This is a genomic window from Pseudomonas sp. DC1.2, assembly GCF_034351645.1.
Lineage (GTDB): Bacteria > Pseudomonadota > Gammaproteobacteria > Pseudomonadales > Pseudomonadaceae > Aquipseudomonas.
Genome location: NZ_CP133782.1, coordinates 2,713,413 through 2,739,437, shown reverse-complemented (window position 1 = coordinate 2,739,437; position 26,025 = coordinate 2,713,413). Strand labels below are relative to the sequence as shown.

Sequence of the window (26,025 nt, the reverse complement as noted above, 5' to 3'; positions counted from 1 at the left end):
GAATGGCTGACTGAACTTCAGTCCTGACGCTCAACGGTTGCTGTTGTCGGAGTCCCGGGGCGGCGGATTGGGGATAAATTTCGGTGGGGCAGCGGGTGCCGTTTGACCTTGCGGATAGCGATTGCCGACACCTCCGTTTTCCACCGTAGGCGGACGCGGCACCGGTGCAAAGGTCGGCTGCGGAATGGCCGGGGCATTGGGTTGCGTGCCTTGCATGCTATTGGGGTTGGCCCGGTGAATTGGGCTGTTGTAGGGGTTGTTGTTGCTAGTGCTCGTCGGGCTCTGAGCTTGGGCCGCTTGGCCGAGCAAGCCGCTCAACGCCCATACCGTGCAGCCGAGTACACATCTGTTCATGAGGAGCCTCTGTACGTCCACGTGATTAGAGTCTTCGATTGCACGCTACGCCCGAGGTTCGGATTTGTTAACTGAAACCTCTTCCACAAGATGTAACACGAGTTGACGGCGCGGCCGATCCGCCAGCGGCCTGGGGCCTGGGGCCGCTGATGACTGAAATTTTCTCGCCAGGCCACGGGCAAGGAAGCCACCAACAAGCACCTCGTCAAATCAGATCAGCACAAAAAACGCCAGCAACCCGCCAAAAATCACCCATTTTTCAAGGTAGTAACGGGCGCGGTTACGTTTTTTCAGTTCCTTGCCACGCAGGCGAACCTTGTAAATTTTGGTAAACAACCGATTGATCGCACCGGTCCTGTCACCCACCTCGTTGGGGGCGCCTGCGGCAGACATGACGTTACGGCTGAACCAGCCGTTGAGCGCTGTCGCCCAGCGGTATTTCAGTGGTCGTTCGACGTCACAGAACAGAATGATGCGGTTTTGCTGCGTGGCGTTTTCGGCGTAATGAATGTACGTCTCATCGAATAACACCGCTTCGCCATTACGCCAATGGTAATGCTCGCCGTCAACATTGATGTAGCAACCGGCGTCGTTGGGGGTGTCCAGTCCCAAGTGATAACGGTATGAACCGGCATAAGGATCACGATGGCGGACCAACTTGGAACCCGGCGGCAGCTCGGCAAACATAGCGGCTTTAATAGAACCAATGCTTTGCACAAGTTCAGTGGTACGCGGGCAAAGTTTCATCGCCGAAGGGTGGCTATCGCCATACCACTTCAAATAAAAACGTTTCCAGCCACTCTTGAAGAAGGAGTTGAAACCCACATCATCGTATTGGTCCGAACGCTTGATCTCCCCCGCCCTGAGCAGGCTCAGGGCTTCGCTGCGAATGTCTTCCCAATGAGCTTGCAACGGGCTCAGGTCTGGAAAGTCAGCCGGCTCAAGGTAAGGCTTCCCGGGGATTTTCGAGAACAGATACAGGAAGCAATTGATGGGTGCCAGGAAAGTCGAGTGGTCGCTTAGTTGGCGACCCAGCTTATGGCGCACGCGACCGCGAAGATGCACATACGCGATGGATACAACGTAAATAGCGGCAATGATCAGTTTCACGAAATCGTCACACGTCAGAAATGAAAAAACTGCGCCCACGGCCAGCCAAGCGGCGTAAGGGTCATGCAGCATCTGAAATACTAAACAGCGAACCCGACGGCGATCTGTAACACATGTTCATGCAAACGCGCCGGGCGAATAAGCGGCATTTTAGCCTCAGTTTGTAACCAATAGTTAACCTTCAGCTGTTAAAAATTGTCCGCTGATACCACCAAAGGGCTCGCAGGGTCTCAACGCCCTATCGTTTAAAGAGCCAGACCAGTACAATCGCCGCCAAACATTACGCGCCCCCCTTGGTTGATGACGGGAATGAATCCCGCCTCAGCGCAATTTCACTCGGGCCAAGCGCTCCATTGCTGCTGTCCACTTATTGCCAGATGGACCTTCCGCTTCTGACCGGGATGCATTTCCCGTGGTTTGGATACCGGAACCGGGTACTGAATCGGTACTGCCGCACCCCTAGCTACTCTGAATGCTTCGCAGGAAAAACCTTTGATTTCTACAGCTAACATCACGATGCAGTTCGGCGCCAAGCCGTTATTCGAGAACGTTTCGGTCAAATTCGCAGCGGGCAACCGCTATGGCCTGATCGGCGCCAACGGTTGCGGCAAGTCGACCTTCATGAAGATCCTCGGTGACGACCTCGAGCCGTCCGGCGGCCAAGTCATGCTGGAACCGAACGTGCGTCTGGGTAAGTTGCGCCAGGACCAGTTCGCCTACGAAGAATTCTCGGTCATCGACACCGTGATCATGGGTCACGAAGAGCTGTGGAAGGTCAAGGCTGAGCGTGATCGCATCTACTCGCTGCCGGAAATGACCGAAGAAGACGGCATGGCCGTTGCTGAACTCGAAACCGAGTTCGCCGAAATGGACGGTTACACCGCTGAATCACGTGCTGGCGAACTTCTGCTCGGCCTGGGTATCGGCATCGAGCAGCACTTTGGCCCGATGAGCGAGGTTTCCCCAGGCTGGAAATTGCGCGTATTGCTGGCTCAGGCGCTGTTCTCTGATCCTGAAGTGCTGTTGCTCGATGAACCTACCAACCACCTGGACATCAACACCATCCGCTGGTTGGAAAACATTCTGACCCAGCGCACCAGCCTGATGATCATCATCTCTCACGACCGTCACTTCCTGAACAGCGTATGCACCCACGTCGCTGACCTGGACTACGGCGAACTGCGTCTGTTCCCGGGCAACTACGACGAGTACATGACCGTGGCGACCCAGTCCCGCGAGCAACTGCTGTCGGACAACGCCAAGAAGAAGGCGCAAATCTCGGAACTGCAATCGTTCGTCAGCCGCTTCTCGGCCAACGCCTCGAAAGCCAAGCAGGCTACTTCCCGCGCCAAGCAGATCGACAAGATCCAACTGGCCGAGGTCAAGCCTTCGAGCCGCGTGAGCCCGTTTATCCGCTTCGAACAGACCAAGAAGCTGCACCGTCAGGCGGTCATCGTCGAACGTATGGCCAAAGGCTTCGACGGCAAGGAACTGTTCAAAGACTTCAGCTTCACCGTTGAGGCTGGCGAACGCGTAGCGATTATCGGCCCGAACGGTATCGGTAAAACCACCTTGCTGCGCACCTTGGTCAATGAACTGACCCCGGATGCCGGCACTGTGAAATGGACCGACGCAGCCGAACTGGGCTATTACGCTCAAGATCACGCGCATGACTTCGAAGATGACAGCAATCTGTTCGACTGGATGGGTCAATGGACCCAAGGCGGCGAGCAAATCGTTCGCGGCACCCTGGGCCGGATGCTGTTCTCCAACGATGACATTCTCAAGTCGGTCAAGGTTATCTCCGGTGGTGAGCAAGGTCGTATGCTGTTCGGCAAGCTGATCCTGCAAAAGCCGAACGTATTGATCATGGACGAACCGACCAACCACTTGGACATGGAATCCATCGAAGCGCTTAACCTGGCGTTGGAGAACTACCCAGGCACGCTGATCTTCGTCAGCCACGACCGCGAGTTCGTATCGTCCCTGGCCACCCGCATCATCGAGTTGAGCCCAAGCGGCGTGATCGACTTCAGCGGCACCTACGACGATTACCTGCGTAGCCAAGGCGTGGTTTTCTAAGCGTCCGTTAGCACTGAAAAGCCCTGTCCTGGTGACGGGGCTTTTTATTGCTCGATCACCCCTTCCAATGCAGGGCGCGGTAACGATCAATAAGTACTTAGCCTGCTTCCTTTTATTTTGCGCCCACGCCATGATGCGCTCCTCACACCGCCGCCCGCGAACGAGCCCTCATGTCTGTGCAGCAACTGCCCCCGCAAAGCTCGACGGCGATCACTCTGCAGATCGTCTCCATTGTCTTCTATACCTTTATTGCCTTTCTCTGCATCGGCCTACCGATCGCGGTACTACCGGGTTATGTCCACGAGCAGTTGGGCTTCAGTGCCATCGTTGCCGGGGTGACCATTGGCTGCCAATACCTGGCGACCCTGCTCAGTCGACCGATGGCCGGACGCATGTCAGACAACATCGGCACCAAGCGGGCAATCGTTTTAGGGTTGTCGGGAATTGTGCTCAGTGGCCTGCTGACGCTACTGTCAACCTTGCTGCAAAGTACGCCGCTGCCAAGCCTGTTGATGCTGATCGTTGGGCGTTTGCTGCTGGGCGTTGCTCAAGGCTTGATTGGCGTGGGCACCATCAGTTGGTGCATGGGCCAAGTGGGTGTCGAGCACACGGCTCGATCGATTTCCTGGAACGGCATCGCTTCCTACGGTGCTATCGCCATAGGTGCGCCGCTAGGTGTGGTGATGGTCGGTGAGTACGGGTTTGCAAGCCTGGGGATTACCCTGTCGATATTGGCCATGGGCGCGTTGCTGTTGATCCGTAACAAACCGTCGGTGCCGGTGATTCGCGGCGAACGCCTGCCATTCTGGGCGGTCTTCGGGCGCATCGCGCCGTTCGGTGCAGGCCTGAGTCTGGCGTCCATCGGCTATGGCACCCTGACCACGTTTATTACGCTGTATTACCTCAACCGTGGCTGGACCGGCGCGGCCTATTGCCTGACGGTGTTCGGCGTCTGTTTTATTGTGTCGCGCTTGTTGTTCATCTCCAGTATCAGCCGCTTCGGCGGCTTCAACTCGGCGATTGCCTGCATGAGCATCGAAACCGTTGGCCTGATGTTGCTGTGGCTGGCACCTTCCACGGGTTACGCATTGATCGGCGCCGGCCTGACCGGGTTCGGCCTATCGCTGGTGTACCCCGCACTGGGCGTAGAAGCGATCAAGCAAGTACCCAACTCCAGTCGCGGCGCGGGACTGAGCGCTTATGCCGTGTTTTTCGATCTGGCCTTGGCCATTGCTGGCCCCATGATGGGCGCAGTGGCGCTGAACCTGGGCTATTCATGGATTTTCTTCAGCGCGGCGTTGTTGTCGATGACCGGGCTTGGTTTGACCTTAATGCTAAGTCGCCGTGTCATGACCTGATACAGAAGACGGCTCCAGGCCGTCTTGATCCAAGCTGCTTCGTCGACTAGGATTGCGACCTCTCACTTACCAGGACGATTGCAAACGTGAACAACTGAGCCTTCCAAAATGTTTTCGAGACAAGCTGCCCACGGCGCTTGTTAGTTTTTCGACATTTTATGGAGGTGCCGATGACTCACGTCACGCGTCTGCCTGCACTCGCTTCATTAAAGCAACTGGGTTTTCGCTTCGCTAATGGCGAAATGATTTTCGAATCACTTGACCTCAGTTTCGACCTCACTCCCACTGCGATTGTCGGCCGCAATGGCATCGGCAAGAGCGTCTTGGCGCAGTTGATTGCCGGACACCTTAAACCCACCTCGGGAACCCTGAACGTCCACGGAAAAGTTGCTTATGTAGCGCAAGCATTTCCCTCGAAGGAAGGACAAACCGTCGCCGACGCCATCGGTTGCACCACAACACTCCAAGCGCTGGCCCGGCTGAATTCCGGCCAAGCATCGGCCGAGGATCTCGAAACCCTGACGGATCGTTGGGACCTGCCAGAACGCTTGCGTCATCTGCTGGATGAAGCCGGGTTGAGACAGATTGAACCTGAGCACCTGACCCAATCACTGAGCGGTGGACAACAAGCGCGCATTGCCTTGGTAGGGGCGTTTCTGACGCCTCTGGAGTTGTTAGTGCTGGATGAACCGACCAATCATCTGGACACCGAAGGACGTCGCTGGCTAATGCGTCAGCTCGAACAGTGGCGCGGTGGTTTGATCGTCATCAGCCATGACCGCCAGCTACTGAACGGCATTCAACGAATCGTCGAGCTCACCTCGTTAGGCTCGAGGGTCTTTGGCGGCAACTACGCAGCGTTTCAGGTGCAACGGACTATTGATCAAGGCGCCGTCCAGGTGCGGCTCGATCAGGCCAAAACCGAGCGCAATCGTGAGCGCATTCGCCTGCAACGTGAGCACGACAAAATCCAACGCCGCGCCGCCGGAACCTTTAAAAAGGCAGGCGTCGCCAATGTCTCGCGCTTTGAGCGGGCCGCGATGAAAGGTGCCGCAACCCAAATTATGGGCACGGTGCGTAAAGCCCATCAAATACGCAAGAGCACGCTGGATGCTCAAGTAAGAGACGCCGATGCCAAGGTGCAGCCTGCGGACGGTGTCGTGATGCACCTTCCAGGAACTGCCGTACCGCGCACTCGGCAGGTGCTGACACTGATTGACGTGCAACTGCCATGGCGACCGCAAGAAGCCTGCGCGACGCGCTTGACCCTCTCGCTAACCGGACCTGTGCGCGTCGCTGTCAGAGGGCCGAACGGCTGCGGTAAATCGACCTTGTTGCGCATGCTGGCGGGTGAATATCCACCGCAGAGCGGCGAATGCATCACACACCTCCCCAGCGCATTTCTCGATCAACAGTTGGCATTGCTCGACGATCAACGCTCTATCGTCGAGCAGTTAGGCTTGCTCGACACACCATTATCCGAGAGTGAATTACGCGGTCACTTGGCACAGCTTCAACTGGACGCGAGCCGGGTGACTCAGCCGAGCGGGTTACTCAGCGGCGGCGAACGACTGAAAGCGGCGATTGCCCTTGCGCTCTGGCGTAAAACGCCAACGCAACTGTTACTGCTGGACGAACCGACGAATCATCTGGACCTCGAATCAGTAGAGGCATTCGAGCACGCATTAAAGGACTTTCCAGGAGCAATTATTGCCGCCTCACACGATCAAGCGTTTCTAACTGCACTGGCACCGACACACACTCTTGAATGGCAGCCAACAGGGTGGCACCTGCAAACTGTCTACGATTGATCTGCAGGGAAGCGACGAGCTGAGCTGTGTATTTTTTGCGCAGCGCTAAAGGACTTCTATAGTTGAGGTGACACGAATCCGCTTGAGTGACGCCGATAGCCGAACACGTGGTTTCATCGGCGATGGCTTTGAGCGTGAAGACGATGCTCGACGTGAGTGCTGGCAGCTCAACGCCCACAACGCCCAGTCAAACGTGATTCCCCGGCGAGAGGGAGGACAATCCGCAGATGTTACCGAGGTCTATACTGAAATGAGCTGAAGGACCAGCGACCCCATGGCAGAAAGCTCGCACCCGCGGGCTTTTTGCTGCCACTGCCCAGTTTCTCTCAACGGAGGTGTTTGTCATGTCCGAAAAAGAGTCCATCACCACCCTGCTCACTCTGCTTGACTCCCGCCAGGCACGTCTCACGGCAGCTTGCAAAGAAATTGCCGATTGGGTCGATCACCAGGGAGGCCACCCAACCGCCCTAAAAATTCGCGATCGATTGAGCGATATCGAGAAAGACACGCCACTGATTCGCAGCACGTTGTCGGCGTTGCGACCCGTTGAACGTCCTCTGCCTCGGTTCAGATGATTCAATCGGGGCATCCGACTCCAGCAGAAGGTGTGCCTGCTCCAGCATGAGCGGCGACGTTACCGTCACCGGGGTTCCGTGCGCCTGACCCCAACCCTCTTGGGTTTCGTGCTGAGCATTTTTTTGAGACATTCCTTTCACGTAGTGTTCACAACCTACGCCATAAAGTGAAACCACTCCTTTGAAGAATCCCTTGGCCCGCCCGCATGCGGGCTTTTTTTTGACCTGTTTATTTAGGCGAAAATGCGGATGAGCACTTGATGCCAGGCAATGACACGTCACCCAATGGTCGCTCACTGACAAACCGGTAGGCATCTCGAATCGCTTGGCCAGCGCTGCGTTACACGCTTAACGTTGAAGGGTCATGGCGATAATCAGAGCTGGGTAGCGTCAGACACTACAGCCCGCCACTGAAAATATCGCATTAGTATTGGCACTAGTGCGCTCGCTGATGAGGACGTTAGCACCCCGGAAAACTTGGTCGATACAGCGGACAAAGCGCTATACGCTGCCAAGTCTAGCGGTAGAAACAGGACCCTCATTTCAAATTAAACTTACCGCCTCGGCTTAGACAGGGGCGGCCTGCACGCTTGAGCGTCTCACTGGGCAGTTCCTGGAACAATGCTCTGTAACTGCTGGAAAACCGTCCCAAATGCCAAAACGACCAATGCATCGCCACTTCGGCGACGGTCGTGTCCGTGCTCGTGCGGTTGAGCAGTTCTCGGTGGGCGCTGTTGAGTCGGCGCAAGCGCAACCAGTGGGTCGGCGTCATCCCGGTGTAGGCCTTGAACGCATGCTGCAACTGGCGCAGGGAAACCTCAGCCACTTGCGACAGTTCCAGCAGGTTAAGGGTTTCTTCCGGAGAGTCGGCCGCCCATTCGCCAATGCGCTTCATGATGCTTCGTTCTTCAGCCCGGCGCTGCAAACCGCCCAGATCAAGGCAGACACAGGCGTTGTCAAGGATGTACAGACAGTCCTCCAACAGTTGCTGCGTCAACGCCTCCCTGCTCGACGGATCGAATGCCTGGGCCAATTGGGTCAAGGTTGCACTCAACCAACGGCTGAACAGTGCGTTCTGTCCTGAGTTCAGTGGCGACATGAACAGCCCTTCCAGCCGCGCCACACTCAAACCATGGCGCTGAACGAATTCAGGGCCAAACACCACAGCGATTTCCTGATAGTTCTCCGGCGTGATCCAGATGTTGCGGCTTTCACCGTTCAACACATACAGCGCGTTGTCACTGCGGTCGAAACAGAACGCAAGCGCCCCCTTGGGAGCACTGAAATTCTGCTCGACCCGAGTATTCATCTGCTCTTCGTAAATCTCCACGCCTTGCAGGTCGAGATAGCGCACCCTTCCGGCGAAATGCCCCGGCGACATCTGCTGGTAATGCTGGACCCAGCCAGGCGTGGCACGGATCTGCTCGGCCACATCGGCGGTATTGAAGGCTTGGACTTGTAAAGGATGACACGTTGTCATGGGAAACCTTACGCACTCGTTTGGTGCGTTTTGGTGCTGCTTAAAGTGGATAGATGGAACGGCAAGGCTCGCCCAAGATAGTCGTCAACGCGCCATAGGGGAAGTCGGGCCGATCAAGCCAACCTCCCCCGCGTTAACAAATCCAACGACGAGGTCTTTATGAATGCCCCTTTCGATCAGCTGCTCACTTGGCTGAAAGATCACAAGATTACCGAAGTTGAGTGTGTGGTCAGCGACTTGACCGGCATTGCTCGCGGCAAAATCGCACCGACTAACAAGTTCCTGCATGAGCGAGGCATGCGCCTGCCGGAAAGTGTGCTTTTGCAAACGGTAACCGGGGACTTTGTCGACGACGATATCTACTACGACCTGCTCGACCCCGCCGATATCGACATGGTCTGCAAACCGGTCGCCGATGCGGTCTACGTGATCCCATGGGCTATTGAGCCGACCGCCATCGTGATCCACGACACTTTCGACAAACTGGGTAATCCGATCGAACTGTCGCCGCGCAACGTGTTGAAAAAAGTCTTGCAGCTCTACACCGATAAGGGCTGGAAGCCAATTGTCGCCCCGGAAATGGAGTTCTACCTGACCCAGCGCTGCGAAGACCCCGACTTGCCACTCAAGGCACCTCTGGGTCGTTCAGGCCGTGCCGAAAGCGGTCGTCAGTCGTTTTCTATCGACGCGGCCAACGAATTCGACCCGCTGTTCGAAGACGTCTATGACTGGTGCGAACTCCAGGGCCTGGACCTCGACACGCTTATCCACGAAGACGGCCCGGCGCAGATGGAAATCAACTTCCGGCATGGCGACGCCCTCGACCTCGCGGATCAAATCACCGTCTTCAAACGCACCCTGCGTGAAGCCGCGCTCAAGCACAACGTCACCGCGACCTTCATGGCCAAACCGATCGGCGACGAACCGGGCAGCGCGATGCACATCCACCAGAGCGTGATCGATATTGCCACCGGCCTACCGATCTTCGCCGACGCTGACGGGCAGATGAGTCAACTGTTCCTGCACCACATCGGCGGCCTGCAGAAGTACATCCCCAAAGTGCTGCCGATGTTTGCGCCCAACGTCAATTCGTTCCGCCGTTTCCTGCCGGACACCTCGGCTCCGGTGAACGTGGAATGGGGCGAAGAGAACCGTACCGTTGGTCTACGTGTTCCAACCTCAACCCCCGACGCCATGCGCGTGGAAAACCGCCTGCCTGGCGCGGACGCCAATCCGTACCTGGCCATCGCTGCCAGCCTGCTATGCGGCTACCTGGGCATGGTCGAACAGGTCGAACCCAGCGCTGCGGTCCAGGGACGGGCTTACGAACGGCGCAATCTGCGCCTGCCCATCACTATCGAGGACGCCCTGACCCGCATGGAAGAGTGCGAAACCATCGAGCGCTACCTGGGCAGCAAATTCGTCCGCGGTTACGTCGCGGTCAAGCGTGCAGAACACGAAAACTTCAAGCGGGTGATCAGCTCCTGGGAGCGTGAGTTTCTGCTGCTCAGCGTCTGAGGTCTGTGCGCATAGGTATTTTCGCGAACAGGCTCGCTCCCACACTTTTAATGGATTGCCTTGTGGGGGCGAGCCCCCTCGCGAAGACGAGTGCATTAACACTAAACAAACGCCTGAAAAATCCAATAACTCGAAGAGGTGTCGATATGCGTCTATTGAAATCAGTGGTTCCGGTTGCGCTGGCATTGTTGTGCAGCGCGGGGGCGCAGGCCCAGCCCACCGTCAGCGTCTACAACTGGACCGATTACATCGGCGAAACCACCCTCGCCGACTTTCAGGCCAAAACCGGCATCAAAGTGATCTACGACGTCTTCGACTCCAACGAAACGCTGGAGGGCAAACTGCTCGCCGGCCGCACCGGGTATGACGTGGTGGTGCCATCCAACCATTTCCTCGCCCGCCAGGTAAAGGCCGGCGCGTTTCTCAAACTGGATCGTTCGCAGTTGCCAAACTGGAAAAACCTCGACCCCAAATTGCTCGCGCTGTTGGAAAAGAACGATCCGGGTAACGAACACTCCGTGCCCTACCTGTGGGGCACCAACGGCATCGGCTACAACGTCGACAAGATCAAGCAAGTGCTAGGCATTGATCACATCGATTCTTGGGCGGTGCTGTTCGAACCCGAGAACCTGAAAAAGCTCAGCCAATGCGGCGTGTCGATGATGGACTCGGCGGATGAAGTATTCCCAGCGATCCTCAATTACATGGGCATGGACCCGCGCAGTGAAAATGCTGAAGACTACAAAAAGGCCGAAGCCAAACTGCTGACCTTGCGCCCTTACATTACGTACTTCCACTCCTCCAAGTACGTGTCGGACCTGGCCAACGGCGACATTTGTATTGCCTTCGGCTACTCAGGTGATGTGTTCCAGGCTGCCAATCGGGCCAAGGAAGCGAAAAACGGCGTGAACATCGCCTACGCGATTCCCAAGGAAGGCAGCAACCTGTGGTTCGACCTGTTGGCGATTCCCGCCGACGCCAGTAATCAGAAAGAAGCCCACGCCTTCATTAATTACCTGCTGAACCCGCAAGTGATCGCACAGGTTAGCGCTTCGGTGGGTTACGCCAACCCCAACCCGGCCGCCAAGCAGTACATGGACCCCGCACTGGTGAACAACCCGGAAGTCTATCCACCTCAGAACGTGCTCGACAAATTGTACATTTCCACCACCCCGCCCCAGGCAATCATGCGTGTGATGACCCGCTCCTGGAGCAAAGTGAAGTCCAACAAATGAATCAGGCACGTGTGATGAAACATGCTCACTCCTATTACGCCGCGACAGCCAATAACCAGGCGCCCTATCCAACGCTGGCATCGGACCTGGTGGCCGATGTCTGCGTGATCGGTGGCGGTTTTACCGGGGTCAACACCGCCATCGAACTGGCGCAACGCGGGCTTTCGGTGATTCTGCTGGAAGCCCGACGCATTGGCTGGGGCGCCAGCGGGCGCAACGGCGGGCAATTGATTCGCGGCATTGGCCATGACGTCAGCGGCTTCGCTCGTTACGTGGGTGAAGAAGGCGTGCGCTATCTGGAGCGCGCCGGAATCGAATCGGTAGACGTGGTGCGTAACCGCGTCCGTGAACACCGGATCGATTGCGATCTGCACTGGGGGTTTTGCGAACTGGCCAATACAACGGCGCAATTTAGCGGGCTCAAGGCAGAACAAGAAGCGCTCGTAGAACGGGGTTACGGCCATGAAACCCGACTGGTCGGACCGCAACAGATGCGCCAGCAGGTGGTTAACAGCGATGCCTATGCCGGAGGCCTTATCGACATGGGGTCCGGGCATTTGCACCCTCTCAATCTAGTCCTCGGCGAGGCGCAGTTGGCGCAATCGCTGGGAGTCAGGATTTTCGAGCACAGCGACGTGCTCGAGCTGATCCATGGCAGCACGGTGCAGGTTCGCTGCGCCACTGGGACGGTCAGGGCCGGCAGTCTGGTACTGGCTTGCAACGCGCACCTGGAAGAACTAGAGCCACGGCTGAGCGGCAAGGTGCTGCCAGCGGGCAGTTACATCATCGCCACCGAGCCCTTGTCGCCTGACATTGCAACGTCGTTGATTCCACAGAACTTGGCGCTGTGCGATCAAAAAGTCGGCCTTGACTACTACCGGCTCTCCGCGGACCGACGTTTGCTGTTCGGCGGTGCCTGTCACTATTCCGGCCGCGACCCCGTCGACATTGCAGCCTACATGCGCCCGAAAATGCTCAACGTTTTTCCGCATCTGGCGGATGCGCGCATCGACTATCAATGGGGCGGTAAAATCGGCATCACCGCCAACCGGTTTCCTCAGGTCGGGCGCCTGAGCCAGTACCCCAATGTGTTCTACGCTCAGGGCTACTCCGGTCATGGCCTTAACGTTACTCATTGGACTGCACGGCTCCTGGCCGAAGCGATCCATGCCGGTTACAGTCAGGGGCTGGACGTCTTCAGCGCCGTGCCGCACATGACGTTTCCCGGCGGCCGCGCCTTGCGCTCACCGCTGCTGGCGCTGGGGATGTTCTGGTATCGGCTGCGCGAAATACTCGGCTGATCTACCGCACAGCGTTGTGTAACGGTTGACGATCGGTGGTCGAGGTGAGCGGGCTAGCAGCGAGTGATCACGCGAAGATCAATCGTTTGCCGCCGCTGATTCGGCTTTTAATTTGCTCTATCGCAACCCGCTTCTATATTGATGAGGTGCTCTGACTCTCCCGCCTCCTTTCGAGCGCAGCCAATGGCCACGACTGACCTATTGATCATCTGCGAGCACTGTGACTGCGTGTATGAAAAAGTCACGCTCGCCAAACACCAGAAAACCTTGTGCGCCCGTTGCGGTGGCGTGCTGCAACGGTATAACGGCCTGACGGTGGAACAGCGATTGGCCCTGACTTTCACTGCGGCGGTGCTGTGGGTGTTTGCCAATTTCTACCCGGTGATGACCATCAGCCTGCAAGGCCTGAAAAACAGCGCGACACTTTGGGACTCGGTGCTGGCACTGAGTCAGGGGCCCATTACATTCATCGCGATGGTGGCGGCAATTTCCATCATCATTGCGCCGATTTTTCAGCTGTTGCTGCTTATCTGGGTGCTGAGCTTTGCCCTCGTCTCCCGTCGCTCACCCGCCTTCAAAGTATGCATGCGCTGGCTGGAAACCCTCAGGCCCTGGAGCATGCTGGAAGTCTGCCTGCTGGGCGCCATGGTGGCAGTGTTCAAACTCGCCGGGCTGTTGGACGTATTGCCCGGCATCGGGCTCTTTGCCTTGGCCGTGCTTAGCCTGTTGCTGATTCGTATTGCTGGGAGAGATGTCCGGGACCTGTGGGACATCTTATGAGGCAGCCACCGCTTGCCAGTGAACTCAACCTCTGTCTGTGCCACAGCTGCGGCCTGGCCTGTGACATGACGGACAATCCTGACGAATGTCCACGTTGCGATGCCCCGTTGCATCGACGTAAAACCAATGCGCTGGTCCGGACCTGGGCCTACATGCTCACCGCATTGGCGTTTTACGTGCCGGCCAATCTGCTGCCAGTGATGAACACCAAAATGCTCGGTGCAGGCGCCGACAGCACCATCATGAGTGGCGTGCTGGAATTTTGGGAAGGCGGGGCATGGGACATCGCCCTGATCATTTTCATCGCCAGCATCGCCGTGCCGGGAATCAAGTTCGTCGCCCTGACGCTGCTACTGGTGACCGTACAACGCGACAGCCTTTGGGCGCGCAAGGAGCGATCGAAGCTCTACCGTTTCGTCGAAGTCATTGGCTATTGGTCGATGCTCGACGTGCTGGTGGTAGCGCTGGTGGCGGCACTGGTGAAATTCCAGGCCTTGGGGGATATAGAACCGCGTCCAGGCATTCTTTTTTTTGGCTTGGTGGTGGTATTCACCATGCTGGCGGCAATGAGTTTCGACCCGCGCCTGATCTGGGATAAACAGCCAACTACAGTGCCTGACAAACCACACAACGAGGAGGTCATGGATGAAGTCGCAAGCCACTGACGGGGCGCAAGCTCCAGCTCAGGCCAGTATCAAGACCCGTCGTTTCAGCGTTTCCCTGGTATGGATCGTGCCAATTGTGGCCGTGCTGGTGGGCATTTCCCTGGTGGTGCATAACCTCATGCAGGAAGGCCCGACTGTGGTCGTGAACTTTAAGACCGGCGACGGTCTGACCGCCAACAAAACCGAAGTCAAATACCGCAACGTGGTGGTCGGCCGTGTCTCTGAGGTGGAACTGAGCGATGACCAAAAGAGTGTTAACGCCACCATCAAACTCGCCAAACAGTCCGAAACGTTCACCCGCGAAGACTCGCAGTTCTGGGTGGTGCGCCCGCGCATTGGTGCCGGTGGTGTCTCGGGCATAGATACCCTGCTATCCGGGGACTACATTGGCGCCGATATCGGTCACGCCGACGGGCGCGCGAAACACTTCAAAGGCCTGGAAAATCCACCACCCATTACCTATGGAGAACCGGGCAAGCGCTTCACCCTGCATACCCAGGACCTTGGTTCGCTGGATATCGGCTCACCGGTCTACTATCGCAAGATCCCCGTGGGGCAAGTGGTGGCGTTTGCGCTGGATCCTGACGGCAAGGGAGTGAACATCGAAGTCTTCGTGCATGCCCCCAATGATGCCTATGTCACCGAGAACACCCGGTTCTGGAACGCCAGCGGTATCGATTTAAATATCGGCGCCAACGGCTTCGCCCTGAAAACTGAATCCCTGTCTTCGTTGCTAGTGGGCGGCATCGCTTTTCGTGCCCCGGACTACAGCCCCAATGACACCGCCGCCGCAGAGGACAAAAACTTCGAACTGTTTGCCGACCAGCCAACCGCACTCGCCCCACCCAATGGCAAGGCGCAATACCTGAGCCTGCGTTTTGACCAAGCCTTGCGGGGACTGAAAGTCGATGCCCCGGTAGAATTTCTCGGTATGGAAATCGGCAAGGTAGTCGCGATAAATCTGGACTTCGACGAGAAAAAGCGCAGCTTTCCGGTCAACGTGGGCATCGTGATCTATCCGCAAAGGCTGGGTCAGGCGCAGACCAAAATGATCAAGGCGATGATGCATGACCCTAATGACGAGCAGGCGAGTATTCGGCTGATGGGCACATTCATCGAAAACGGTCTGCGCGCCCAGGCCCGAAATGGCAACCTGCTGACGGGTCAGTTGTACATCGCGCTGGATTTCTACCCGAAAGCAGAAAAAGTCACCTTTGATGAAAACGCCCGGCCCGTCAGCATTCCGACCGTGCCGGGCAGCCTGGAAGAGTTACAGGAAAAACTGCAGTCCATGGTCGACAAAATCAACAAGCTGCCGGTGGAACGCATCGCCAACAACCTCGACGGTAATCTCATCGAACTGCGCAAAGGCCTCAAACAATTCAATGCCAAAACACTGCCCGGCGTACAGAACACCTTGGCTGACGTGAGTAAGACACTGCAGTCGGCCAGTTCGACCTTGGCCGAAGATTCGCCGCAACGTGAGCAACTGACGCAGACCCTCGACGAACTAAAACGCATGTCGCGCTCCCTGCGGGAGCTGTCGGACTACCTGGGACGGCATCCAGAGTCGTTGATTCGAGGCCGCCCGGACAACGCAGCACCCGCGGATTTGCAGGGGCCACCGCGTAACTGAGCACAGGAGCGACGCACATGATGGTTTCAACCCGGTTCACCTTGATCGCCGCCCTGTTGCTGCTCGCAGCGTGTCGCAGCGATCCGATTCACTTTCACACCCTGACCCCGATGCAAGTGGGTAGCACAACACCGGGCAATGGCGCACAAATCCTGATCGAGGGTATCAGCGTACCGCCTCAGGTAGATCGGGCGCAGATCGTTATTCGCCAAGGCAATAGCGGCCTGGCAATCCTTGAGACTGAATGGTGGGGCGCGAGCCTGGCGGATGAATTACGCAGTGCCTTGGCGGATCAGCTCGCAAACGCCAGACCCCAACACAACGTGTCGTTGCGGGTAGACGTGCAGCGCTTCGACTCGATTCCCGGCCAGTACGGCTTGATCGACGTCACATGGCGCTTGCGTACACTCGGTGACAGCTCTGCCCCGACACTGAGCTGTCGCAGCCTGTTGCAGACGCCATCAGGTGCAGCCATCGATGACCTGGTGATCGCCCAGCAGCACAACGTCCAGCGTCTCTCTGCCTTGATTGCCCAAGCCGCTGGAGGCACACAGACGGGTTGCCCTTCCTCACGCTGAAATTCCCAAGGGTGCCGGCCGGCAGGGCCATCTGGTCGGCGCGCACCATTCAGCAACAAATTGAAATAGTCTGTCAGGCCCTATTTGATATTCATTTCCAAATACAACTGGGTGATTTCGCCGTCGAAGGCTACGCTCTTGCGACTGCAACTAAAAAGGAGACATCTACTGATCGATTTGGCGTTTCCATGCAAATTTTTCACATCCGTTTCACCGCGTTCATACGCACCGACTCTTAGTGTGTGATGCATCGTTAGAGCTTTGACTAAAACAACTTCCAATACCGTCGAATTTATTTCCGGTGCCGGCTGCTTGCCGTGCAGTTTTCCGGTTCTCTGAAGGGGCAATACAGTGGTCGAATCAGTGTTACCTACAATGATCTCCAAGCGATCGAAGACATCGCGATCCATCAAAATTGTCCTGGCAGCGTGCGTACTCCTCGCTGTTGTGCTGGTGACGACTTACTTCCTCTTCACCCGGTCTCCGGCGAATTTGGGTAATGCCGGCTCACAGGCCAGCGCTGAACTGCTGCGACAATGGAAAGCGGGCGAAGTGGCCGCTCTGGTGCGTCATGCCGAACGCTGCGACCGTTCCAGCAATCCTTGCCTGGGCCCGGCAGACGGTATCACCCGAATCGGTAGCGAGGCCGCAGCAACCGTAGGCCAAGGGTTTATGCAATTGGGCATGTCGCAGACCGATGTCTTCACGAGCCCCATGACCCGCACCCAACAAACGGCGCGGGCCATGTTTGATAAAGACGCAGCGACTCAGGAATGGCTGACCGGCGAATGCAGCCAAAACCTGCGCGACGACGTCATTGCGCACAAGGTTCCTCACCGCAATTTGGTACTAGTGACTCATAGCGGCTGCATCAGCCATTTCGAAGCCCAAAGCGGTTTCAAGCACGCTGCTGCTACCGAGTACACCAGTTCATTGTTCGTCAGCATCGGTAACGATGGAAAACTTAAGGTACTGGGTGTGCTGAATGCGGCCGATTGGCATTCGCTGCTGACTCAAAGCGCAACGAAATGACAGACGCAGGTGTCTAGTCTGCCGTTATCAGCCACTGGCCTGATTGCAGTTGTACAAAAAAGAGTGAACAGGTTAATGATCGATTTAGTTAGTCCGGTTCACTCTTGCACTCGCCACAGTTAACGTTGTTCTTTTGTCCACCCTTTAGTGGACAGAAGCGCATTACAAGTTTTAACTTCTTCAGGAATCGTTCAGCTTGGAAGCTTGATAGTTCTATGGATCAGGGAGATCACGCACATTCAGTTGCCGACAAGCCTGCAATCATTAAATCCAGTGCTGTGCTCTCGCAGGATTGCGCCGAGCCCATCACTGAACCAAGCAATGTCTACTGCGTTAAGGTCGACTCATGACGCCCCATAACAATCCGTCGCAACACCCTGCGGACGCTCTGCGCCGCGCGCCATCAAGAATACCGTCCACCGTCGAACGCTGGATAGTTCCCAGCTTGGTGCTGGCCTTCGTGCTGTTCTATCTGCTGCCACTACTGACCCACGGCCTGTGGATTCCCGACGAAACACGCTATGCCCAGATCAGCCAAGAAATGCTGCAAAGCGGCAATTGGGTCGCACCGCACTTCATGGGCATTCGATATTTCGAAAAACCCATCGCCGGCTACTGGATGATCGCCATCGGCCAGGCCGTGTTTGGCGATAACTTTTTCGGCGTGCGCATTGCCTCGGCGCTGAGCACCGGGCTAAGTGTCTGGCTGACTTACTTGATCGCACGCCGCCTGTGGAACGATCCGCTCAAAAGCGGCGCCTGCGCATTGCTTTATATGAGCTTCGGCCTTATTGCAGGTCAGGCCGGATACGCCAACCTCGATCCGCAGTTCACCTTTTGGGTCAACCTGAGCCTCGTGGCGTTATGGTTTGCCTTGGATAATTCCTCGCCACGCGGTCGGCTCGGCGCTTGGGCGCTATTGGGCGCGGCATGCGGCATGGGCTTTATGACCAAGGGGTTTCTCGCCTGGCTCTTGCCAGTGCTGATCGCCCTGCCCTATATGCTATGGCAGCGCCGCTTTAGCGAGTTGCTGCGTTACGGTGCAGTGGCGTTCGTCGTTGCCATTGTGATCTCTTTGCCGTGGGTTCTGGCCATTCACCAGCGCGAGCCGGACTTCTGGCGCTTCTTCTTCTGGCACGAACACATTCGCCGATTCTCCGCCGATGACGCGCAACACGCACGGCCATGGTGGTTCTATCTGCCAATGCTGGTGGTGTCGAGCCTGCCGTGGGTCGCTTTGTTGCCAGCCACGTTTATCAAGGCCGGGAAAGAAAAACGCGTTCCTGCCATTGGCTTCCTGCTGCTCTGGCTGGTGCTGCCGCTGGCATTTTTCAGCCTGAGCAAAGGCAAACTGCCAACCTACATCATGCCGTGCCTGTTACCACTGGCCTTGCTGATGGGGCACGCCGTAACGGAGTTGCTAGACCAACATCGCGGTCGAGTGATTCGCATCAATGGCGTACTCAATGCGGTGCTGGCCACCGCCGCTCTGGTCGCCCTGCTCTACATTCAAGCCACCAAAGAAATCTACGAAAACACCGAGATGTTCAGCTTGTCCCTGGCCTTTATCGTGCTGGCGGGCTGGATCATCGCCAACGCGTTGCAGGCGCTGCGGCCACTGGTGTTCTGGGCCGCGCCAGCACTGGGTATCTGGTTACTGGTAGCACTGCTCCCGGCGGCAATGCCTGGGAAGATCGTCAACAGCAAAATGCCTGATCAATTCGTTGCCGAACACTTGGACGCCTTGAGTCAGACGTCTTCCCTGCTCAGTAACGATCTGGGTGCAGCATCGGCCTTGTCCTGGCGTCTGAACCGGCCTCAGGTCGATCTGTTCAACACCGTCGGCGAGCTGAAGTACGGTCTTGACGATCCGGCCATGGCATCGCGCAAAGTCTCCCTTGACGGCATCGACCAGTGGATGACGGAGGCTCGTAAAAAGGGCTCTGTCGGCGTCGTGATGCGGGTCAACAATGTGCAGGAGACTCAGGAGGTTTTGATGCTGCCGCCCGATGGCAAGCGTTACAGCCGCGGCAACCTGGAAATCCTGATCTTCCCGCAGACTCAACCCTGATGCATGAATGGGTGTGTGAGGGGGCCCTGCCCCCTCCACACTCACCGACCGTATCAGCACTTGAGCTTTTAAAAGTACCTACAGGAAACCCGACATGAAGTTCTGGGCAAGTGACAGGGGCGCGCTTTGGCTTCTGCTGGGGGCAACAGCCCTGATGTTGTTATTGGGGTTGGGTACGCGTGAGTTATGGGGCGCGGAAACCCGATGGGCGAACATTTCCCTGCAGATGCTTCAAAGCGGCAACTACATTGACCCTTATCTCAAGGGTGCGCCGTACTACGACAAACCGTTGCCTTCCTATTGGCTGATCACGGCCACTGCTTGGCTAACGGGCGGCCTTGGGCACTGGTCATTGCGCCTGTCTTCAGTGATTAGTGCGTGGCTGAGTGTGTGGCTGGTTTACCTGATCGGCGAACAGTTGTTTCGCAAGGGCACCGGCCTGATTGCGGGCTGGATGCTGGCGACCACCTTCTATTTCCTGTTTTGGGCAAGGGTTGCCACGGCCGACATTCTCACGGTATGGGGTGTGTTGGCGGCGGTGTGGTGGTACTGGCGCGGGCCGGAAGACACGCGCTTGGGCCGCTACCTGGTATTTTTCCTGCTCCTGTCTTTGACCTCACTGTTCAAAGGCCTGATCGGCTTCATTTTGCCGGGCCTGGTGCTGCTGCCTCATCTGTTGCAGGAGGGGCGCTGGAAGCGTCACCTGAACCTGAGGCTGTGCGTGGCGCTGTTAGTCGCCGGCGCGGTCTACATGACACCGTTTATTATTTCCAACCTCTATGGCGCGCCCACCTATGGCGAAAGCGGCCTGGGCTTGGTAATACGGGAAAACGTTGTACGCTTCTTCGATCCGTTCGACCACATCGGGCCTATCTACACCTACCTTATTTATCTGCCGGCTTACACCCTGCCCTGGGCACCCTGCTGGTTAATCGCCCTATGGGTTGCCGTGCGTCACTGGCGCAACATCGAACCCAACGCTCGCTGGCTGGTCTGGGCCCTGGGCCTGCTGATGCTGTTCTTCACCGCCAGTGGCAGCCGCCGCAGCTACTACGTTTTGCCTCTGGTACCTTTCGCACAACTGCTGGGCGCCTGGTGGGTAACGCGTCGAATGGCTGAACGCAACGCACCTGGCCTATTTGGTGGGCGCCGCTGGAAAATCGGTTTCGGCGTGGCCACAGCGCTCATGCTCGCGGTACTGGGCGTGATCTATCCGTGGACCAACAGCGGCGGCGGCGTCGTTCAGTTCGGCGAGACCGTCAAGCTTGAAGCCAGCAAACGTGCGCCACTGAGCGAATGGCAGATGGTGATGATCGAAGTGGATAACAAAGTGCCGATGTACCTGCAAACCGGTGGCGCACCTTTCTACTACGTACAGGAAAAGCAGGACTTCCCACGCACCGGTGATAGCGCAGCGCTGCTGGCTTGGTTAGACGCCAACAGCGGTCGGCACTGGGATCCGAAACGCACAATCATTGTGACCACCTACCGCAAAGATGAGGCGCTGCCACTGGAATACCTCGGTGCCGACCATCAGGTGATTACCACCACCCCAACCAATGGCGAGCGTAAATTCCACGGCCGTGACGAGCAAAGCGTGGCGTTCATTCCAAAACCCTGATCAAGTAAAACGAGAGGCCCGCCCTGGGCCTCTCGGTTCGACAGGCTTGCACAGTGGCTTTCCCCCCGCCAATTCGCTCTCTCTTCGCCACATGAAACTAAATAACGATATTTTTGACGTTTTTTTCTCATTCGACGTTTTACATTCGCCGCGCCTCACACATGCAAATGATTCGTATTGATCTACAGTCATGAGGACGTTTCTCTAACACACTGTCGATCACGCATACCTACATTCCAAAAACAGGAGCTGGCACAGCATGACCACCCGTATCCCTTCGTTTCTTAAAAAAGCACTGCTGGCCACTGCGCTCGTCAGCGCCGGGCATGTCTATGCAGCAGCGGACACTGACGGCATCGTGGTCTACAACGCGCAGCACGAAAGCCTGACCAAGTCTTGGGTCGAAGGCTTTACCAAGGAAACCGGGATCAAGGTCACCGTGCGCAATGGCGACGACACCGAGATGGGTAACCAGATCATTCAGGAAGGCGCCGCCTCGCCAGCAGACGTGTTCCTGACCGAAAACTCCCCAGCGATGGTCCTTGTCGACAACGCTGGGTTGTTTGCACCTGTGGCGCCCAAGACCCTAGAACAAGTCGGCTCGGCGTACCGTCCGGCACATGGCAAATGGGTAGGGATCGCCGCGCGCTCCACCGTTTTTGTCTATAACCCAAGCAAGCTGGCCGAAGCCGACCTGCCTAAATCGCTGATGGACCTGGCCTCCCCAAGCTGGAAAGGCCGCTGGGCTGCCTCGCCGGCCGGCGCTGACTTCCAGGCCATCGTCGCCGCCGTGCTGGAACTGAAGGGCGAAGCCGCTACCCTCGACTGGCTGAAAGCGATGAAAGCCAACACCACGGTTTACCGGGGTAACAGTGCGGTGCTGAAAGCCGTCAACGCCGGCCAGATCGACAGCGGCGTGATCTACCACTACTACGCCTTCGTTGATCAATCCAAGACGGGCGAAAACAGCAAAAACACCTCCCTGCACTATTTCAAGCACAAAGACCCAGGCGCCTTTGTCAGCATCTCCGGCGGCGGCGTTCTAGCGTCGAGTAAACACAAGGAGCAAGCCCAGGCATTCCTGAAATGGATCACTGGTAAAGACGGCCAGGCAATTCTCAAGAACGGCAACTCTTTCGAATACGCCGTGGGTGAAAACGCCCAGTCCAACCCGAAATTGGTACCCTTGCCACAACTCGACGCACCGGCGGTCGATGCCTCAAAACTCGACAGCAAAAAAGCGGTGGAACTGATGACCCAGGCAGGACTGCTCTGAATTGATGCCTGAAACCCTACCAACGGGTATCGCTTCGGTGATACCCGCGAACAACCTGCGACGCTCCCGGGGTCTCTTCATCGGCCGAGGTGGCGCCTGGGTGACCGGTTTGTCAGTGCTGGTTTCACTGCTGGCGCTGCTGCCGATTGCGTTTGTGATCGGCGTGTCCTGGCAAACCGGCTGGGCGACGATAGAGGCGCTGGTATTCCGCCCTCGGGTGGCCGAACTATTGATCAACACGGTGCTGCTGGTAGTCATTACGCTGCCTTTATGCATTGTTTTGGGCGTTGCACTGGCCTGGCTGACAGAACGTACCAACCTGCCCGGACGACGCTGGTGGTCGTTGCTGGCCACCGCACCGCTGGCGGTGCCGGCGTTCGTCCACAGTTACGCCTGGGTCAGCCTGATACCGTCGATTCATGGATTACCAGCCGGTGTGCTGGTGTCGGTGATTGCCTACTTTCCTTTTCTCTACTTGCCGGTGGCCGCAACCCTGCGCCGGCTTGATCCTGCCATCGAAGATGTCGCCGAATCCCTGGGGCTGAAGCCTTGGGCGGTGTTTTTCCGGGTGGTGTTACCGCAATTGCGCCTGGCCATTTGCGGCGGTGCATTACTGGTCGGTTTGCACCTGCTGGCCGAATACGGCTTGTACGCAATGATTCGCTTCGACACGTTCACCACAGCGATCTTCGATCAGTTCAAATCCACCTTCAACGGCCCCGCCGCGAACATGCTCGCCGGGGTTCTGGCGCTGTGCTGCCTGACGATGCTGACCGCTGAATCGGCGGCGCGCGGCAATGCCCGCTATGCTCGGGTCGGTTCAGGCAGCGCTCGGGAGCAGCGGATCGTGCGCCTGGATGACAAGACAACCGGGCTCGCCCTTATCCTGCAGATCGTGACCTGCGCCATGGCACTGGGCGTGCCGTTGATCACCCTCGGCAAATGGCTGATAGCCGGTGGCAGTCAAGTCTGGCAAATGAGCGAACTCCTGCCAGCCTTGCAACAGACCTTGTTGCTGGGGATCGCCGGCGCCGCACTGACGACCTGCGCGGCCATCCCGATTGCCTGGCTGTCGATTCGCGCACCAGGGCGCTTGCAACGAATTCTGGAAAGCTGCAATTACATCACCAGTTCACTGCCAGGCATCGTCGTCGCCCTGGCCCTGGTGACGGTGACGATCCACTTCGCTCGCCCCATCTACCAGACCACCATTACCGTGCTGCTGGCTTATCTGCTGATGTTCTTGCCCCGAGCACTGGTGAGTTTAAGGGCAGGCATCGCCCAGGCGCCGGTAGAGCTGGAGAACATGGCGCGCAGCCTTGGCCGGTCACCGGGACGCGCCTTGTGGCTGATCACTTTACGCCTGGCCGCACCGGGTGCCGCCGCCGGTGCCGCGCTAGTGTTTCTGGCAATCACCAATGAGCTGACCGCCACCTTGTTGCTCGCACCGAACGGTACACGCACCCTGGCCACCGGGTTCTGGGCCATGACCAGCGAAATCGATTATGCCGCTGCGGCACCCTACGCCCTGATCATGATTTTGCTGTCGCTTCCGCTGACCGGACTTCTTTATCACCAATCCAAACGCACGGCTGGCCGATGAACGCCCTTGAACTCAACTCTATTTACAAATCCTTTGGTACTCAGCGGGCACTGGAAAATATCAATTTGTCTGTGCCCACCGGCAGTCGCACGGTGATCGTCGGGCCTTCGGGCTCCGGAAAGACCACCTTGCTGCGCATGATTGCAGGTTTCGAATTCCCCGACTCCGGGAGCCTGTCGCTCAACGGAGAGATGTTGCTGGACAGCACGCACCAAGTTCCCGCCCACCAACGCATGATCGGCTACGTACCTCAGGACGGTGCTTTGTTCCCTCACATGACCGTGGCCGCCAACATCGGTTTCGGGCTGGCGGACAAAGGGCCTGCCAGGCAGGAGCGCATCGCCGAACTGATGGACAGCGTCGCTCTGGACGCGAGCATGGCTAAACGTTGGCCCCATGAACTGTCCGGCGGTCAGCAGCAACGAGTGGCACTTGCACGAGCGCTGGCGCAGCAACCCCGTTTGATGTTGCTGGACGAACCGTTCTCGGCATTGGATACCGGCCTGCGGGCAGCCATGCGCAAGATGGTCGCGCGATTACTCGCCGATGCAGGCGTTACTACCATTCTGGTCACCCACGATCAGAGCGAGGCGTTGTCGTTTGCCGATCAACTGGCGGTCATGCGCCAAGGCCGGCTGGTGCAGTCTGGGCAGCCGATGGACCTGTACCGCTATCCCGACGATGAGCAAACCGCTCTTTTTCTCGGTGATGCAGTGGTCATGCCCGCCAGGATCGAGGCCGGCTGGGCCTATTGCGACTTGGGCCGCATCGCGGTCAGCAACCAAGGCACAAGCACCACAGCGCAGATCATGTTGCGGCCCGAGCAGTTACAGATAGACAGCCCACCGGAGGATTCAAGAGGTTGCCCCGGCATTGTGACCGAACGCGACTTCGGCGGTAATACATGCACATTGACCGTAGAGCTGCAGCCTGGCGACCAACCGGGCCGGTCATTGCTGGTGCGCAGCTCGGGCATGCATGCCCCACCCGCCGGCAGCCGGGTCCATGTAACCACGATTGGGCAGGCTCACGTGCTCAGCGCCTGAATCACGCCACGCCTCACAGATCAAAGCGATCGATCGCGCGGCGCCGTTCATTGTCATCGCGCACGTCATAGTTGGCCGTGGTCTGGATATTGCTGTGGTGGGCAAGCTTTTGTGCAATCGACAAGTCATGCTCTTCGATGACTCGGGTGATGAATGAGCGGCGGAAATCGTGCGGCATAATTTTCATCCCGACCTGCGCGCCCCTTTGTCGCGCGATGTAGTAGATCGCATGCTTGGTGATGCGCTCACGGGTGATGTGGCTGCCACGGCGGATACGATTGAACAGGAAAAGATCGTCCTCTTGCCCAACTGGCAATTGTTGGCGCCGTAACTCCAGCCATGCCTCCAGCTTGGCGAAAGCCCAGGCGGGTGCGTACTTGATCAACTGTTTATTGCCCTTGGCGGTGACCCGCAGGCTGCGCTCGATAAAGTCGACCTGATTCAGATCAAGGTTGACCGACTCCGACTTGCGCATCCCCGAGCCATACAGCACCGCAATGATCGCCGCGTCCCGTAAACCTTGTGGTCGCGGGTCAGCCGCACAGACCGACATCAAGTCCTGAATCAATGAGCGCTTGAGATTGCGCCCCTGAGACAGCCGTGTGCCAGCGATGCCCTTGACCGAGCGTATTTTCAGCAGTTGCTCCTGATTAATCAGGCTCATGCGCCAGGCTTCGTTCATCACCCCACGTACCGCGTTCACGTAAAGCGACGAAGTGTTAGGGGCATAGCCATCTGCACGCAATGTCGCCACCAAAGCGATCACATCCTCAGGCTGCAAGTGGTGCCAGGGTATCTCTTCAATGTTCAGGTCCTCGAAACCCAGTCGGTCAGCCGCGTCCTGCAACACATAGCGCATGGTCAGTTGGCTCGACGGCGCCAGTCGTGCAAGA

At 57.4% G+C, this 26,025-nt stretch carries 23 protein-coding genes; 18 read left to right on the top strand and 5 right to left on the bottom strand.

All coding sequences use genetic code 11. The annotated features are described in order from the left end of the window. Positions 1-30: 30 nt before the first annotated feature. Together RHM68_RS12480 and lpxO are read right to left on the bottom strand one after the other, a co-directional pair. The gene (locus tag RHM68_RS12480; RefSeq protein WP_322223393.1) at positions 31-354 is read right to left on the bottom strand and encodes a hypothetical protein; all 324 of its coding nucleotides are present in this window, start codon (positions 352-354) and stop codon (positions 31-33) included. Positions 355-564: 210 nt separating this feature from the next. Then, positions 565-1,464, bottom strand: a complete 900-nt coding sequence (lpxO, locus tag RHM68_RS12475; protein WP_322223391.1) for a lipid A hydroxylase LpxO — start codon at positions 1,462-1,464, stop codon at positions 565-567. 492 nt (positions 1,465-1,956) lie between these two features. Here lpxO and RHM68_RS12470 point away from each other — a divergent pair, with 492 nt between their 5' ends. The 5 genes from RHM68_RS12470 to RHM68_RS26710 all read left to right on the top strand — a co-directional run bounded on the left by RHM68_RS12470 (position 1,957) and on the right by RHM68_RS26710 (position 7,842). Then, positions 1,957-3,546, top strand: coding sequence for an ABC-F family ATPase (locus RHM68_RS12470; protein WP_322223389.1), 1,590 nt, complete (start codon positions 1,957-1,959; stop codon positions 3,544-3,546). A 170-nt stretch (positions 3,547-3,716) separates the two neighbouring features. Next, positions 3,717-4,904: an MFS transporter gene (locus RHM68_RS12465; protein WP_322223387.1), complete on the top strand. Its 1,188-nt coding sequence runs from the start codon at positions 3,717-3,719 to the stop codon at positions 4,902-4,904. Positions 4,905-5,074: 170 nt separating this feature from the next. Further along, positions 5,075-6,715, top strand: coding sequence for an ABC-F family ATP-binding cassette domain-containing protein (locus RHM68_RS12460; RefSeq protein WP_322223385.1), 1,641 nt, complete (start codon positions 5,075-5,077; stop codon positions 6,713-6,715). Positions 6,716-7,059: 344 nt separating this feature from the next. Further along, positions 7,060-7,290, top strand: a complete 231-nt coding sequence (locus tag RHM68_RS12455; protein ID WP_322223383.1) for a hypothetical protein — start codon at positions 7,060-7,062, stop codon at positions 7,288-7,290. Between the two features lie 423 nt (positions 7,291-7,713). Then, positions 7,714-7,842 (top strand): diguanylate cyclase domain-containing protein, encoded by a 129-nt coding sequence (locus tag RHM68_RS26710; protein WP_323567355.1) that lies wholly within the window; start codon positions 7,714-7,716, stop codon positions 7,840-7,842. Here RHM68_RS26710 and RHM68_RS12450 read toward each other — a convergent pair. Next, a complete protein-coding gene (locus RHM68_RS12450) occupies positions 7,829-8,770 on the bottom strand; it encodes a helix-turn-helix domain-containing protein (RefSeq protein ID WP_322223380.1) in 942 nt (313 codons plus the stop codon). The genes RHM68_RS26710 and RHM68_RS12450 overlap by 14 nt on opposite strands. A gap of 159 nt (positions 8,771-8,929) precedes the next feature. Here RHM68_RS12450 and RHM68_RS12445 point away from each other — a divergent pair, with 159 nt between their 5' ends. From RHM68_RS12445 to RHM68_RS12415, 7 genes are all read left to right on the top strand, one after another. Continuing rightward, on the top strand, positions 8,930-10,288 hold the full coding sequence (locus tag RHM68_RS12445; RefSeq protein WP_322223378.1) for a glutamine synthetase family protein: 1,359 nt from the start codon (positions 8,930-8,932) through the stop codon (positions 10,286-10,288). Between the two features lie 146 nt (positions 10,289-10,434). Then, positions 10,435-11,523 (top strand): polyamine ABC transporter substrate-binding protein, encoded by a 1,089-nt coding sequence (locus RHM68_RS12440; RefSeq protein ID WP_322223376.1) that lies wholly within the window; start codon positions 10,435-10,437, stop codon positions 11,521-11,523. Then, positions 11,520-12,824, top strand: a complete 1,305-nt coding sequence (locus RHM68_RS12435; RefSeq protein WP_322223374.1) for an FAD-binding oxidoreductase — start codon at positions 11,520-11,522, stop codon at positions 12,822-12,824. Before RHM68_RS12440 ends, RHM68_RS12435 begins: the two co-directional genes overlap by 4 nt. A 183-nt stretch (positions 12,825-13,007) precedes the next feature. After that, the gene (locus tag RHM68_RS12430; protein ID WP_322223372.1) at positions 13,008-13,604 is read left to right on the top strand and encodes a paraquat-inducible protein A; all 597 of its coding nucleotides are present in this window, start codon (positions 13,008-13,010) and stop codon (positions 13,602-13,604) included. Next, a complete protein-coding gene (locus RHM68_RS12425) occupies positions 13,601-14,269 on the top strand; it encodes a paraquat-inducible protein A (protein WP_322223369.1) in 669 nt (222 codons plus the stop codon). The genes RHM68_RS12430 and RHM68_RS12425 overlap by 4 nt, the downstream gene beginning before the upstream one ends. Continuing rightward, complete coding sequence (locus RHM68_RS12420) at positions 14,250-15,905, top strand: intermembrane transport protein PqiB (RefSeq protein WP_322223367.1); 1,656 nt, start codon at positions 14,250-14,252, stop codon at positions 15,903-15,905. The genes RHM68_RS12425 and RHM68_RS12420 overlap by 20 nt, the downstream gene beginning before the upstream one ends. A gap of 17 nt (positions 15,906-15,922) precedes the next feature. Next, positions 15,923-16,483, top strand: a complete 561-nt coding sequence (locus RHM68_RS12415) for a PqiC family protein (protein WP_322223364.1) — start codon at positions 15,923-15,925, stop codon at positions 16,481-16,483. A gap of 80 nt (positions 16,484-16,563) precedes the next feature. Here RHM68_RS12415 and RHM68_RS12410 read toward each other — a convergent pair whose 3' ends face one another. After that, positions 16,564-16,893: a hypothetical protein gene (locus RHM68_RS12410; RefSeq protein ID WP_322223965.1), complete on the bottom strand. Its 330-nt coding sequence runs from the start codon at positions 16,891-16,893 to the stop codon at positions 16,564-16,566. Between RHM68_RS12410 and RHM68_RS12405 the strand changes: the two genes are divergently transcribed. The 6 genes from RHM68_RS12405 (at position 16,835) to RHM68_RS12380 (ending at position 25,132) form a co-directional block, all read left to right on the top strand. After that, positions 16,835-17,515 (top strand): histidine phosphatase family protein, encoded by a 681-nt coding sequence (locus tag RHM68_RS12405; RefSeq protein WP_416195231.1) that lies wholly within the window; start codon positions 16,835-16,837, stop codon positions 17,513-17,515. The genes RHM68_RS12410 and RHM68_RS12405 overlap by 59 nt on opposite strands. 346 nt (positions 17,516-17,861) lie before the next feature. Further along, the gene (gene arnT / locus RHM68_RS12400; RefSeq protein ID WP_322223360.1) at positions 17,862-19,586 is read left to right on the top strand and encodes a lipid IV(A) 4-amino-4-deoxy-L-arabinosyltransferase; all 1,725 of its coding nucleotides are present in this window, start codon (positions 17,862-17,864) and stop codon (positions 19,584-19,586) included. A gap of 94 nt (positions 19,587-19,680) precedes the next feature. Continuing rightward, positions 19,681-21,207 carry an ArnT family glycosyltransferase gene (locus tag RHM68_RS12395; protein WP_322223358.1) on the top strand — a complete coding sequence of 509 codons (1,527 nt, stop codon included), beginning with the start codon at positions 19,681-19,683 and terminating at the stop codon, positions 21,205-21,207. A gap of 259 nt (positions 21,208-21,466) precedes the next feature. Beyond that, the gene (locus RHM68_RS12390; protein ID WP_322223356.1) at positions 21,467-22,483 is read left to right on the top strand and encodes an iron ABC transporter substrate-binding protein; all 1,017 of its coding nucleotides are present in this window, start codon (positions 21,467-21,469) and stop codon (positions 22,481-22,483) included. Between the two features lie 4 nt (positions 22,484-22,487). Next, positions 22,488-24,086, top strand: coding sequence for an iron ABC transporter permease (locus tag RHM68_RS12385; protein ID WP_322223354.1), 1,599 nt, complete (start codon positions 22,488-22,490; stop codon positions 24,084-24,086). Then, complete coding sequence (locus tag RHM68_RS12380) at positions 24,083-25,132, top strand: ABC transporter ATP-binding protein (protein ID WP_322223352.1); 1,050 nt, start codon at positions 24,083-24,085, stop codon at positions 25,130-25,132. The genes RHM68_RS12385 and RHM68_RS12380 overlap by 4 nt, the downstream gene beginning before the upstream one ends. Before the next feature lie 13 nt (positions 25,133-25,145). Here the strand turns inward: RHM68_RS12380 and RHM68_RS12375 are convergent, their stop codons facing one another. Next, positions 25,146-25,991, bottom strand: coding sequence for a site-specific integrase (locus RHM68_RS12375; RefSeq protein WP_322223779.1), 846 nt, complete (start codon positions 25,989-25,991; stop codon positions 25,146-25,148). Positions 25,992-26,025: the final 34 nt, after the last annotated feature.